The 12,616-nt window shown below is 75.4% G+C and carries 13 protein-coding genes; 6 read left to right on the forward strand and 7 right to left on the reverse strand.

The genetic code is table 11. From position 1 onward, the window contains the following. Positions 1-95 precede the first annotated feature (95 nt). The 4 genes from AC5FZL_RS10865 to AC5FZL_RS10880 all read right to left on the reverse strand — a co-directional run bounded on the left by AC5FZL_RS10865 (position 96) and on the right by AC5FZL_RS10880 (position 2,646). A complete protein-coding gene (locus tag AC5FZL_RS10865; RefSeq protein WP_003792170.1) occupies positions 96-194 on the reverse strand; it encodes a 30S ribosomal protein bS22 in 99 nt (32 codons plus the stop codon). A 135-nt stretch (positions 195-329) separates the two neighbouring features. Beyond that, complete coding sequence (locus AC5FZL_RS10870) at positions 330-530, reverse strand: helix-turn-helix domain-containing protein (RefSeq protein ID WP_493618604.1); 201 nt, start codon at positions 528-530, stop codon at positions 330-332. Positions 531-683: 153 nt separating this feature from the next. After that, positions 684-1,892 (reverse strand): acetoin utilization protein AcuC, encoded by a 1,209-nt coding sequence (locus AC5FZL_RS10875; RefSeq protein WP_493618605.1) that lies wholly within the window; start codon positions 1,890-1,892, stop codon positions 684-686. Positions 1,893-1,914: 22 nt separating this feature from the next. Next, positions 1,915-2,646 carry a sugar phosphate isomerase/epimerase family protein gene (locus AC5FZL_RS10880; RefSeq protein ID WP_493618613.1) on the reverse strand — a complete coding sequence of 244 codons (732 nt, stop codon included), beginning with the start codon at positions 2,644-2,646 and terminating at the stop codon, positions 1,915-1,917. Between the two features lie 125 nt (positions 2,647-2,771). Here AC5FZL_RS10880 and AC5FZL_RS10885 point away from each other — a divergent pair, with 125 nt between their 5' ends. The 6 genes from AC5FZL_RS10885 to AC5FZL_RS10910 are packed head-to-tail and all read left to right on the forward strand — an operon-like array spanning position 2,772 to position 9,083. Continuing rightward, entirely contained in the window at positions 2,772-3,500 is a 729-nt protein-coding gene (locus AC5FZL_RS10885; protein ID WP_493618606.1) for a class I SAM-dependent methyltransferase, read from the forward strand. 47 nt (positions 3,501-3,547) lie between these two features. Beyond that, entirely contained in the window at positions 3,548-3,904 is a 357-nt protein-coding gene (locus AC5FZL_RS10890) for a hypothetical protein (RefSeq protein ID WP_493618607.1), read from the forward strand. 49 nt (positions 3,905-3,953) lie between these two features. Beyond that, a complete protein-coding gene (gene radA, locus AC5FZL_RS10895) occupies positions 3,954-5,390 on the forward strand; it encodes a DNA repair protein RadA (protein WP_493618608.1) in 1,437 nt (478 codons plus the stop codon). A 9-nt stretch (positions 5,391-5,399) separates the two neighbouring features. Then, positions 5,400-6,482, forward strand: coding sequence for a DNA integrity scanning diadenylate cyclase DisA (gene disA, locus AC5FZL_RS10900; protein ID WP_493618609.1), 1,083 nt, complete (start codon positions 5,400-5,402; stop codon positions 6,480-6,482). Positions 6,483-6,486: 4 nt separating this feature from the next. Further along, entirely contained in the window at positions 6,487-8,181 is a 1,695-nt protein-coding gene (locus tag AC5FZL_RS10905; protein WP_493618610.1) for a DUF7800 domain-containing protein, read from the forward strand. An 11-nt stretch (positions 8,182-8,192) separates the two neighbouring features. After that, positions 8,193-9,083 (forward strand): HhH-GPD family protein, encoded by an 891-nt coding sequence (locus AC5FZL_RS10910; protein ID WP_493618611.1) that lies wholly within the window; start codon positions 8,193-8,195, stop codon positions 9,081-9,083. Positions 9,084-9,092: 9 nt separating this feature from the next. Here AC5FZL_RS10910 and AC5FZL_RS10915 read toward each other — a convergent pair whose 3' ends face one another. The 3 genes from AC5FZL_RS10915 to AC5FZL_RS10925 all read right to left on the reverse strand — a co-directional run. Continuing rightward, entirely contained in the window at positions 9,093-9,587 is a 495-nt protein-coding gene (locus AC5FZL_RS10915; RefSeq protein WP_493618614.1) for an amino-acid N-acetyltransferase, read from the reverse strand. A gap of 144 nt (positions 9,588-9,731) precedes the next feature. Continuing rightward, entirely contained in the window at positions 9,732-12,236 is a 2,505-nt protein-coding gene (locus AC5FZL_RS10920; RefSeq protein ID WP_493618612.1) for an ATP-dependent Clp protease ATP-binding subunit, read from the reverse strand. A 296-nt stretch (positions 12,237-12,532) separates the two neighbouring features. Next, positions 12,533-12,616 (reverse strand): Lsr2 family DNA-binding protein (locus AC5FZL_RS10925; protein WP_493618615.1); only part of this gene is annotated, 84 nt, incomplete at its 5' end.

Consider the following 12,616-nt stretch of genomic DNA (forward strand, 5'->3'; position numbering starts at 1 on the left):
CGCGCGACGCACGGCTGAGCCGCCGGCCGCGCCGCCACCCGCCCCGGACGCACGTCGGGCCCGCTTCCCCTCGGGGGAGCGGGCCCTGCGCGGAACTACTTCTTGTTGCGGCGCTGGTGGCGCGTCTTGCGCAGCAGCTTGCGGTGCTTCTTCTTGGCCATGCGCTTGCGGCGCTTCTTGATGACGGAGCCCACGGGTCCTCGCAGTTCCTGGGTCGGGGCAGGTGCGCCCTGCCGGCGGTACAGCTCGGTGGCCAGGCTACCGCTCGGGACGCACCGCTCCCGCGCGGGAGCGGTGCCGCCGGCTCGGGCGCCGGCCCGAGCCCGTGGTCAGGCCGTCTCGATGAAGGAGTGCTGCAGGTACTGGTCCACCGCGGTCTCGGGCACCCGGAAGGAGCGCCCCACCCGCACCGCGGGCATCTCCCCGGAGTGCACCAGCCGGTACACCGTCATCTTCGACACCCGCATCATCGTGGCCACCTCGGCCACGGTGAGGAAGCGGACACCGCTGAAGTCACGGTCCGTCGCCATCTGCCCTCCCGGTCAGACCGGGCCCCGGAGGTGTCCGGGGCCAGCGTTCGTTCCACCACTGTAGGGGCTGGTGTGACGATTGGGGAAGTCGTTACACCGGCGAGCCCACACTCTGCGTAGACGAATCACCACACTGCGCGCACATCGGGCAGGTCAGTCGAACCACGGGTCGAGCCCGTGGTGGGGGAAGACGGCGCGCCGGGTGGCGAGGACGGCGCGGTCGACGGCGTCCGCCGGGTCGTACCCGGCCTCCCACGGCTGCCACCACGGGTCGGCGCCGTCGGTCATCCGCGGCGGCACCGAGCGCCCGATCACGTGGGCGACGTGCTCCACCCAGGACGCCGGCACGGGCGTGGCCGGCGGCACGGGGGCGTGCGCGGCGATCCCGATGAGGTGGGCCCAGGCGCGCGGGACGACGTCCACCAGCTCGTAGCCGCCTCCCCCGGTCGCCAGCCACCGGCCCCCGCAGACCTCGTGCGCCAGGTCGTGCAGCGACGCCGCCGCGGCCCGCTGGCCGTCGACCGTGACCGCCAGGTGCGCCAGGGGGTCGAGCAGGTGGGTGTCGCAGCCGTGCTGGGTGACCAGCACGTCGGGGGCGAAGGCCCGCACGAGCGGGTGGACCACCGCGTGCACCGCCCGCAGCCAGCCGGGGTCGCCGGTGCCGGCGGGCAGCGCGGTGTTGACGGCGGTGCCCAGCGCCGCGGGCCCCCCGACGTCCTCGGGCCAGCCCGTGCCGGGGAAGAGCGTGTGCCCGGACTCGTGGACCGAGACGGTCAGCACCCTCGGGTCGTCCCAGAACGCCGCCTGGACGCCGTCGCCGTGGTGGACGTCGACGTCGACGTAGGCCACCCGTCGCGCGCCCGAGCGCAGCAGGTCCTCGATCGCCGCCGCGACGTCGTTGTAGATGCAGAAGCCGCTGGCCCGGTCGCGCATGGCGTGGTGGAGGCCGCCGGTGACGTTGACCGCGTGCAGCGCCTCCCCCGACCACAGCGCCCGCGCCGAGTCGACGCTCGCGGAGACGATCCGCGCGGCGCTCTCGTGCATGCCGGCGAAGGCCGGGTCGTCCTCCGTGCCCAGGCCGTGGGCCAGGGCGTCGTCGTCGACGCCGCGGCGCGGGTCGGCCGAGACCCGGCGCACCGCCGCCACGTAGGCGGCGTCGTGCACGGTGGTGATGAGCTCGTCGGACGCCACCTGGGCGGCGGCCACGGTCACCCCCGGCGCGTCGAAGAGGCCGAGGTCGCGGGCCAGGCGCGCGGTGAGCGCCAGGCGCACGGGGGACATGGGGTGCCCGGGGCCGAAGTCGTGCGCGGTGAACGCGTCGTCCCAGACCACCCGGGTGCCGCCGAGCTCGCTGCCGGCCATGGGCGCCACGCTAGCGGGCCGCTCAGCGCCCCTCGGGCACGGTCGTGCCCACGTGCTGGCGGGCGAAGGCCAGCGCCTCCGCCAGGTCGGCCTCGCGCGCCCCCGGGCTGCGGCTGCGCCGGGTGCCCACCTCGACCACGACGTCGCCGTCCCACCCCGAGGCCACCAGGTGCCCCAGCAGCTCCGCGCACGGCTGGTCGCCCTGGCCGGGCAGGAGGTGCTCGTCCCGGGGCGAGCCCGCTCCGTCGGTCAGGTGCAGGTGGGCCAGGCGCGGGCCCATCCGCCGGGCCAGGTCCAGGGCGTCGACGCCGGCGGTGGCCGCGTGGGAGACGTCGAGGGTGAGGGCGTCGTAGTCGCCCAGGCAGGGGTCCCAGTCGGGCAGGTACGCGGCGAACTCCCGCGACCCCGCGCGCCAGGGGTACATGTTCTCCACCGCGATGGTGGTGCCCGAGCCCTGCGCGAGCCGGCGCACCCCCTCGGCGAAGCCGGTGGCGTAGTCCTTCTGCCAGCGGAAGGGCGGGTGCACCACCACCGTCGGCGCACCCAGGCGCTGGGCCATCTCGACGGCCCGCTCCACCTTGGGCCACGGCTCGCGGCCCCACACGCGCTGGCTGAGCAGCAGCGTCGGCGCGTGCACCGAGCGCACCGGCACGCCGTAGTGCTCGACGAGCTCGGCGACGGCGTCGACGTCCTGGCTCACGCCGTCGGACCAGACCATCACCTCGACGCCGTCGTAGCCCAGGCGCGCGGCCATCTCGAAGGCGTCGGCGCAGCCCTGGGGGTAGACCGAGGCGGTCGAGAGCGTCACCGTGATCGCCACCCGCCCAGCCTAGGACGGGCCCGCGGGGCCCGCCCGGGGCGCCGTCCTAGGGTCGCCCGGTGAGCGACGCGGACGGGGAGGCCCTGGCCGGCGCGGTGCCCAGCCCGAACATCTGGGCGACCCCGGACCTCTACGAGCTGGAGAACCTCGGCACCGACCCCGACGGCGTCCTCGACGCCGCCGTGCGCGAGCTGCTCGGGCCCACCGGCTGGGCCGGGCTGCGGGTGCTGGACGTGGGCTGCGGGGCGGGCTTCCACCTGCCCCGCTTCGCCGCGCCGCCGGGGGCGGCGGCGGCGGTCACCGGGGTGGAGCCGCACGCGGGGCTGCTCGAGCGCGCCCGCCGGCGCACCGCCGGGCTGCCCGGCGTGCGCGTGCTCGCCGGGACCGCCCAGGCGCTGCCGCTGCCGGACGCCTCGGTGGACGTCGTCCACGCCCGCTGGGCCTACTTCTTCGGGCCCGGCTGCGAGCCCGGCCTGGCCGAGGTGGAGCGGGTGCTGGCGCCGGGCGGGACGGTGGTCGTGGTGGACCACGACGCCACCCGTTCCACCTTCGGCGCGTGGTTCCGCCGCGGCCTCCCCCGCTACGACCCGGCCGCGGTGGAGCGCTTCTGGGCCCGCCGGGGCTTCACCCGGCTGCCGCTGCTGCTGCGCTGGTCGATGCCGGACCGGGCGGCGTTCGAGGCCGTGGTGCGCATCGAGCTTCCGCCGGCCGTGGCGGACGCCGCCCTGGCCGGGCACCCCGGCACCGAGCTCGACCACGCGGTCAGCGTCTTCTGGCGCCGGGCCTGAGCGGCGTGCCGTCTGGCGCCCGCCGCGCCCCCTGGCAGAGTGGAGCCATGTCGCACTCAGCCCCCGCGGCGCCGGACCAGGGCCACAAGCCCGTCGCGCCCATCCGCTGGCCGCGCCCGGCGGCCGCCACCATCGTGCTCCTGCTGGTCTGGGTCGTCGGGCTCGTCGTCGGGATCCTCGGGCCGGCGCTCGTCGTCACCCCCGGCGCGGCCACCGTGCCGACCGCCACGGCCATGGGCGCGCTGGCGCTCAACCTGCTGGGCTTCGTCATCATGGTCGTCGCCGGCGTCCTGCTCTTCCGGCGCAACCGCGAGGGCGGGCTCATGGTCTTCACCATCGTGCCCTCCGGCGCGGTGCTGCTGAGCGGCCTGGTCATGCTCGGCACGAAGATGCAGTTCTCCTGACCTCCCGGCGCCGCCCCCGCTGTCGGGGGTGGCGCCTAGCGTCGAGGCCATGAGCACCCGCGCCCCCCGCTCCACCCGCCCCTCCCACCGCTGCGCCGAGTGCGGGTGGACCGGGGCGAAGTGGGTGGGGCGCTGCCCGGAGTGCCAGGCCTGGGGCACCGTCGAGGAGGTCGCCGCGGCGCCGGCGTTCGGCACGGCGGGCATCGGCGGCGCCCGCGCCCTGGCCCCCGCGGTCGTCACCGTGCCGGCGCGCCCGATCGCCGAGGTCGACGTCGAGTCCGCCCGGGCCCTGCCCACCGGGGTGGAGGAGTTCGACCGCGTGCTGGGCGGCGGCCTCGTGCCCGGCGCCGTGGTCCTGGTCTCCGGCGAGCCGGGGGCGGGAAAGTCGACCCTGCTGCTGGACGTCGCCTCGCGCACCGCCGCGACCGGGCGCACCGTCCTCTACGTCACCGGCGAGGAGTCGGCCGGCCAGGTGCGCCTGCGGGCCGAGCGGATCGGCGCGCTGCGCCCCCGCCTCTACCTGGCCGCGGAGGGCGACCTGGCCACCGTGCTCGGGCACCTGGACGCCGTGCGGCCCGACCTGCTCGTCGTCGACTCGGTGCAGACCATCAGCTCGGGCGAGGTGGAGGGCGCTGCGGGCGGGGTCTCGCAGGTGCGGGAGGTCGCCGCGGCGCTGGTCCGCGTGGCCAAGGAGCGCTCGATGTCCACGCTCCTCGTCGGCCACGTCACCAAGGACGGCTCGCTGGCCGGCCCCCGCGTGCTCGAGCACCTCGTCGACGTCGTCTGCTCCTTCGAGGGCGACCGGCACTCCCGGCTGCGCCTCGTGCGGGCGGTGAAGAACCGCTACGGCCCCACCGACGAGGTGGGCTGCTTCGACCTGTCGGACGCCGGGATCACCGGCCTGGCCGACCCCAGCGGGCTGTTCCTCTCCCGCTTCCCCGACGCCGGGGACGGCGGGCAGCAGGGCGTGGCCGGCACCTGCGTGACCGTCACCCTCGAGGGGCGCCGGCCCCTGGTCACCGAGGTGCAGGCCCTCGTCGTGCCCGCCGGTGGCGGAGGCAACCCCCGCCGCACGGTCAGCGGCCTCGACGCCAGCCGGGTCTCCATGGTCGTCGCCGTCCTCACCCGCCGCTGCGGCCTCGCCCTGCTCCCCCAGGACCTCTACGTCGCCACCGTCGGCGGGGTGCGCCTGACCGAGCCGGCCGCCGACCTCGCCACCGCCCTGGCCCTGTGCAGCGCGGCCACCGACGTCCCGCTGCCGGTGACCACGGTCGCCTTCGGCGAGGTGGGCCTGGCCGGCGAGGTGCGCCCGGTGCCGGGGCTGGCGCGGCGCCTGTCCGAGGCCGCGCGCCTGGGCTTCACGACCGCGGTGGTGCCCGCCGGGTCCCTGGAGGGCGGTGAGGGCTCGGGGATGGTCGTGCACGAGGTCACGTCCCTGGCCCAGGCGCTCGGGCTGGCGCTGACCGCAGCCGCGGTGGAGCCCTAGACTCCCCGCGTGGCCGAGGACCGCACCGAAGAGGGCCTGCTGCGCGCCACCCTGGCGGCCGTCGCGCCGGGCACGGCGCTGCGCGACGGCCTGGAGCGCATCCTGCGCGGGCGCACCGGCGCGCTGGTGGTCCTGGGCTGGGACCCCACGGTGGAGTCCCTGTGCACCGGCGGCTTCGCCCTCGACGTCGACTTCGCCGCCACCCGGCTGCGCGAGCTGGCCAAGATGGACGGCGCGATCGTCTGCGACAGCGGCGTGACGAAGATCCTGCGGGCCGCGGTGCAGCTGGTGCCCGACCCCACGATCGAGACGAGCGAGTCCGGCACCCGCCACCGCACGGCCGAGCGGGTGGCGAAGCAGACCGGCCTGCCGGTGGTCTCGGTCAGCGCCTCGATGAACATCGTCGCGCTGTACGTGGGCGGGCGCCGGCACGTGCTGGAGGGCTCCGAGGCGATCCTGGCCCGGGCCAACCAGGCCCTGGCCACGCTGGAGCGCTACCGCTCGCGCCTCGACGAGGTCACCGGCACCCTCTCGGCGCTGGAGATCGAGGACCTCGTGACCCTGCGCGACGTCGCGAGCGTCGTCCAGCGCCTGGAGATGGTGCGGCGGATCTCCGAGGAGATCGCCGGGTACGTGGTCGAGCTCGGCACCGACGGGCGGCTGCTGTCCCTGCAGCTGGAGGAGCTCGTGGGGGGCATCGGCCCCGACCGCGAGCTCGTCATCCGCGACTACCTCTCCCCCTCGCGCGGCGAGCGCACGGTGGCCGACGTCCTCGCCGACCTCGCGGCGCTGGAGTCGGGCCAGCTCGTCGACCTCGAGGCCCTGGCCGCGGTCATGGGCCTGGTCACCGACGGCGGCTCGCTGGACGGCGCGGCGAGCCCGCGCGGGTACCGCCTGCTGTCCAAGGTCCCGCGCCTGCCCCCGGCGGTCGTCGACCGGCTCGTCGACCACTACGACGGCCTGCAGAAGCTCCTGGCGGCCAGCATCGAGGACCTCATGACCGTCGGCGGCGTCGGCGACCAGCGCGCCCGCGCGGTGCGCGAGGGCCTGTCCCGCCTGGCTGAGTCCAGCATCCTCGAGCGCTACGTCTGAGCCCGTGCCCGGGGAGGTCCCCGGCCTCCTGGTGGGGCCGCTGCTGCGCCACGTCGACGCCACGTCGGCGACGCTCTGGGTGGAGACCGACCGTCCCTGCGCGGTGACCGCCACCGCTGGCGCCGTCAGCGCCACCGAGACGACGTGGAGCGTGCACGGGCACCACTACGCCGTCCTGGTGCTCGACGGCCTGGAGCCGGGCAGCACGACCCCCTACGCGGTGTCCCTGGACGACCGCACCGTCTGGCCGCCGCCGCAGCCGCGGTACCCGCCCAGCACCATCCGCACCCTGCGCCTGGACGGCACCCTGCGGGTGGCCTTCGGCTCGTGCCGCCGCGGCGGCGAGCCCCTGGACGCCGCCGGGCTGGCGGCGTTCGGCCCCGACGCCCTCGTGGAGCTGGCCGAGCGGATGCGCACGTCGCCGGCGAGCGCCCTGCCCGGCCTCCTGCCCGACCTCATGCTCATGGTCGGGGACCAGGTCTACGCCGACCGGCCGACCGCCGCCGTCGCCGCGCTGCTGGAGCCGGGCGCCGTGGCCGAGGCCGGGTCGGAGCGGAGCACCGAGACCTCGACCTTCGAGGAGTACAGCTGGCTCTACGCGGAGAGCTGGGGGCCGGAGCCGGTGCGCTGGCTGCTGTCGACGGTGCCCACCGCGATGGTCCTCGACGACCACGACCTGCGCGACGACTGGAACACCTCGGCCGCCTGGCGCGAGGAGGTCACCACCCAGCCGTGGTGGCGGCCGCGGGTCCAGGGGGCGTTCGGCAGCTACTGGGTCTACCAGCACCTGGGCAACCTCTCCCCCGCCGAGCTGGCCGCCTCCCCGCTGCTGGCGGCGCTGCGCACGGGGGACGACGCCGCGAACACCGCGGCCCTGGACGCCTTCGCCTGGCGGTCGGACGCTGACCCCGCCAGCACGCGGTGGAGCTTCAGCCGCGACCTCGGCGCGCCCGAGCGCGCCATCCGGCTCGTGGTGCTCGACTGCCGCTGCGCGCGCCGCCTCGACCCCGACGACCGGGCGATCATGGACGACGGCGAGTGGGCGTGGGCGGTCGAGCGGGCCACCACCCCGCCGCCGGGCGGGCGGATCGAGCACCTGCTGCTGGCCAGCACCCTGCCGCTGCTCCTGCCGCCGGGGTTCTCCGACGTCGAGGCGTGGAACGACGCCGTGGCCCGGGGGCGGTGGGGACGCCGCCTGGCGCCCTGGGGCGAGCGCGTGCGCCGCTGGGTGGACCTCGAGCACTGGCCGGCCTTCCCGGCGTCCTTCGCGGCCGCCGTGGACCTCCTGGCGCGCGTCGTGGCGGCCCCCGAGCCACCGGCCAGCGTCCTCGTGCTCTCCGGCGACGTGCACTGCAGCTACACCGCCCGGGCGCACCTGCGCGGCGCCGCCCACCCGGCCACGGCCGTGCACCAGCTGGTGATGTCGCCCTTCCGCAACCCCCTCCACCTCGACCTGCGCCTGGCCAACCGGCTCGTGCAGCTGCGCCCGGTGCGCGCGGCGCTGCGGCTGCTCGCGCTGTCGGCGGGGGCGCGCCGGCCACCGGTGCGCTGGCGGGTCGACCGCGGCCCGTGGTTCGAGAACGGCGTGATGACCGTGGCCCTGGACGGCGCGAGCGCCCGGGCCGACGTCGAGCACGTGCGGCTGGACCGCCGGGGCGCCACCGTGCGGCGCACGCGCAGCCTGCCGCTGGCGCCCTGAGACGATCGGGCGTGCCCGACCACCCCCTCCACGCCCCCGTCCTGGACTGGTACGCCGCCTGCGCGCGCGACCTGCCCTGGCGGCGTCCGGGCGTCGGGGCCTGGCCGGTGCTCGTCAGCGAGGTGATGCTCCAGCAGACGCCCGTGGCCCGCGTGCTGCCGGTCTGGCAGGAGTGGACGGCCCGCTGGCCCGCGCCGGCCGACCTCGCCGCCGAGGCTCCGGGCGAGGCGGTGCGCGCGTGGGGCCGGCTCGGCTACCCGCGGCGCGCGCTGCGGCTGCACGCGGCCGCCACGGCGATCGCCGCCGACCACGGCGGCGAGGTGCCCTCGAGCGAGGCCGGCCTGCGCGCCCTGCCGGGCGTGGGCGCCTACACCGCCGCCGCCGTGGCCGCGTTCGCCCACGGGCGCCGCACCGCCGTCGTCGACACCAACGTCCGGCGCGTCCACGCGCGGGCGGTGACCGGGCTCGCCGTCCCGGCCCCGGCGCTGACCGCGGCCGAGACCGCGCTCGCGGTGGACCTGCTGCCCGACGACGAGGCCCGGGCGGCGACCTGGTCGGTCGCGGTGATGGAGCTGGGGGCGCTGGTGTGCACGGCGCGGGCTCCGCGCTGCGGGGCCTGCCCCGTGCTGGACCTGTGCGCGTGGCAGCTCGCGGGCGCCCCGCCGGACGAGGGCCCGGCCCGGCGCGGCCAGGCCTGGGCCGGCACCGACCGGCAGGTGCGCGGTCGGCTGCTGGCGCTGCTGCGCGCCAGCGCCGAGCCGCTGCCCGCGGCGGCGCTGGAGGAGGCGTGGCCGGACGCCGACCAGCGCGCGCGCTGCCTGGCCTCGCTGCTGGCGGACGGGCTGGTCGAGCACCTCGACGGCGCGTACGCCCTGCCGGGCAGCTGGCCGCCGCGCAGCTGAGCGCGCGGGTCAGCGCAGGTGCAGGAGCATCCGCGTGTTGCCCAGGGTGTTGGGCTTGACCCTGGCCAGGTCGAGGAACTCGGCGACGCCGTCGTCGTGCGAGCGCAGCAGCTCGGCGTAGACCGGCGGCTCCACGGGAGCGCCCTCGATCACCTCGAACCCGTGGCGGGCGAAGAAGGCCACCTCGAAGGTCAGGCAGAACACGCGCTGCACGCCGAGGTCGCGGGCGTCGTCGAGCAGCGCCCCCAGCACCGCCGAGCCCACGCCGCGGCCGCGGTGCGCCGGCGCGACGCCGAGGGTGCGCACCTCCGCGAGGTCCTCCCACATGACGTGCAGGGCACCGCAGCCGGCCAGCTCGCCGTCCACCTCGGCCACCCGGAACTCCGTCACGCCCTCGTAGTAGGCGACCTCCTCCTTGGCGACGAGGACGCGCTGGGCCACCAGCGGAGCGGTCAGCGCGCGGATGGACCGGATGTCGGCCGTGCGCGCGCGCCGCACGCGCACGGCGCCGGCAGCCGCAGCGGGCGCGTCGGTCGGGCGGGGGGCGGCGTCGGCGGGCTCGTCGGGCACGAGCTCATCGTGCCCGAGACGCCGTGAGCCCCCGGACCACGGGGGTCCGGGGGCTCACGGGGTGGTGCGGTGGTGCGGTCAGACCTGGTCGGGGGCTGCGGCCGCGACGGCCGCCACCTCCGGCAGGGCCGCCTTGGCGGCACCGGTGAAGGTGAACCGGGCCGCGGGGCCCTCACCCTCGGTGTCGACCAGGACGATCTGCCCGGCGGTCAGCTCCCCGTAGAGGATCTTCTCGCTGAGCAGGTCCTCGATGTCGCGCTGGATCGTGCGACGCAGCGGGCGCGCACCCAGCACGGGGTCGTAGCCCTTGACCGCGAGCAGCGCCTTGGCCGACGGCGTGAGCTCGAGGCCCATGTCGCGGTCCTTCATGCGGGCGTCCACCTTGGCGATCATCAGGTCGACGATCTGGACGATCTCCTCCTGCGTGAGCTGGGGGAAGACCACCACGTCGTCGACGCGGTTGAGGAACTCCGGACGGAAGTGCGTCTTGAGCTCGTCGAAGACCTTCGCCTTCATCCGGTCGTAGGACGTCGACAGGTCGCCGCCCGCCTGGAAGCCGAGCTGCTGGCCCTTGGCGATGTCCCTCGTGCCGAGGTTCGTCGTCATGATGATGACGGTGTTCTTGAAGTCCACCATCCGCCCCTGGGAATCGGTCAGGCGACCGTCCTCGAGGATCTGCAGCAGCGAGTTGAAGATGTCCGCGTGGGCCTTCTCCACCTCGTCGAAGAGGACGACGGAGAACGGCTTGCGGCGCACCTTCTCGGTCAGCTGGCCACCCTCCTCGTACCCGACGTAGCCGGGAGGAGAGCCGAACAGGCGCGAGACCGTGTGCTTCTCCGAGAACTCGCTCATGTCGAGCTGGATGAGCGCGTCCTCCTCGCCGAAGAGGAACTCCGCGAGGGCCTTCGCCAGCTCGGTCTTCCCGACGCCGGTGGGGCCGGCGAAGATGAACGAGCCGCCGGGGCGCTTGGGGTCCTTCAGCCCGGCGCGGGTGCGCCGGATCGCCTGGGACAGCGCCTTGATGGCGTCGTTCTGGCCGATGACGCGCTTGTGGAGCTCGGCCTCCATGTTGAGCAGGCGGGCGCTCTCCTCCTCGGTCAGCCGGACCAGCGGGATGCCGGTCGCGGTGGCCAGGACCTCGGCGATCAGCTCCTCGTCGACCTCGGCGACCACGTCCATGTCGCCGGCCTTCCACTGCTTCTCGCGCTCGGCCTTCGCGCCCAGGAGCTTCTTCTCGGAGTCCCGCAGGTTCGCGGCCTTCTCGAAGTCCTGCGCGTCGATCGCCGACTCCTTCTCGCGGCGGACGTCGGCGATCTTCTCGTCGAACTCGCGGAGGTCCGGCGGAGCGGTCATCCGGCGGATCCGCAGCCGCGCGCCGGCCTCGTCGATCAGGTCGATCGCCTTGTCCGGCAGGAAGCGGTCGTTGACGTACCGGTCGGCCAGCGTCGCCGCGGCGACCAGCGCGCCGTCGGTGATGGAGACCCGGTGGTGCGCCTCGTAGCGGTCGCGCAGGCCCTTGAGGATCTCGATCGCGTGGGCCAGGTTCGGCTCGTTGACGAGGATCGGCTGGAAGCGGCGCTCCAGCGCCGGGTCCTTCTCGATGTGCTTGCGGTACTCGTCCAGCGTGGTCGCGCCGATGGTCTGCAGCTCGCCGCGGGCGAGCATCGGCTTGAGGATGCTGGCGGCGTCGATCGCGCCCTCGGCGGCCCCGGCACCGACGAGCGTGTGCAGCTCGTCGATGAACAGGATGATGTCGCCGCGGGTGCGGATCTCCTTGAGGACCTTCTTCAGGCGCTCCTCGAAGTCACCGCGGTAGCGGGAACCGGCCACCAGGGCGCCGAGGTCCAGCGTGTAGAGCTGCTTGTCCTTGAGGGTCTCCGGCACCTCGCCGCGGACCACGGACTGCGCCAGGCCCTCGACGACGGCGGTCTTGCCGACGCCGGGCTCGCCGATCAGCACGGGGTTGTTCTTGGTCCGGCGGGACAGCACCTGCATGACCCGCTCGACCTCCTTGCCGCGGCCGATCACCGGGTCGAGCTTGCCCTCGCGGGCGGCCTGGGTGAGGTTGCGCCCGAACTGGTCCAGGACGAGCGAGCCGGAGGGCGTGCCCTCGGGCTGGCCGCCGGCCGTGGCCGGCTCCTTGCCCTGGTAGCCGGAGAGCAGCTGCAGCACCTGCTGGCGCACCCGGTTGAGGTCGGCGCCGAGCTTGACCAGCACCTGGGCGGCGACGCCCTCGCCCTCCCGGATGAGGCCGAGGAGGATGTGCTCGGTGCCGATGTAGTTGTGGCCGAGCTGCAGGGCCTCGCGCAGGCTCAGCTCCAGGACCTTCTTGGCCCGCGGGGTGAAGGGGATGTGACCGGACGGCGCCTGCTGGCCCTGCCCGATGATCTCCTGCACCTGCTCCCGGACGGAGTCCAGGGAGATGCCGAGGGACTCCAGCGCCTTGGCAGCGACGCCCTCGCCCTCGTGGATGAGCCCGAGCAGGATGTGCTCGGTCCCGATGTAGTTGTGGTTGAGCATCCGGGCTTCTTCCTGAGCCAGGACGACAACGCGGCGGGCGCGGTCGGTGAACCTCTCGAACATTGCAGTCGCTCCTCGCGAGCGTGGGCGGTGCGGACGATGCGGAGACGCACCGTCCTCACTGACCGGACGATGCTATCGCCGGGAGCCGACGACCACGCTGCTCGCGAGCGTTCGCCGTGGACATCCCGGTGGGTCGGACGGGGTCGGTGGCCCGTCGAGGTGTTCAACGGACCCCGCGCGGCCCCTGTTCCGCCCCCGGTGTTCGCCGTCGGCGGACGCGCCCGGGACGGCGGAGGGCGGGCTCCCGCAGGAGCCCGCCCTCGCGGCGTGTCGCGCGGCGCCGGAGCGCCGGCGGATCAGGCGTGCGCGGCGCGGTACGCGTCGAGGACGCTGCCCGGGATGCGCCCGCGCTCGCTCACGGTGTGGCCGTTCTCCTTGGC

The sequence above is a fragment of the Quadrisphaera sp. DVD1 genome (assembly GCF_058932755.1).

Bases quoted from the DNA above. Each gene is read 5' to 3' on its own strand.
- AC5FZL_RS10870 (WP_493618604.1), bottom strand. From the start codon at position 530: ATGGCGACGGACCGTGACTTCAGCGGTGTCCGCTTCCTCACCGTGGCC.
- AC5FZL_RS10875 (WP_493618605.1), bottom strand. From the start codon at position 1,892: ATGGCCGGCAGCGAGCTCGGCGGCACCCGGGTGGTCTGGGACGACGCG.
- AC5FZL_RS10880 (WP_493618613.1), bottom strand. From the start codon at position 2,646: ATGGCCGCGCGCCTGGGCTACGACGGCGTCGAGGTGATGGTCTGGTCC.
- AC5FZL_RS10890 (WP_493618607.1), top strand. From the start codon at position 3,548: ATGTCGCACTCAGCCCCCGCGGCGCCGGACCAGGGCCACAAGCCCGTC.
- radA (WP_493618608.1), top strand. From the start codon at position 3,954: ATGAGCACCCGCGCCCCCCGCTCCACCCGCCCCTCCCACCGCTGCGCC.
- AC5FZL_RS10920 (WP_493618612.1), bottom strand. From the start codon at position 12,236: ATGTTCGAGAGGTTCACCGACCGCGCCCGCCGCGTTGTCGTCCTGGCT.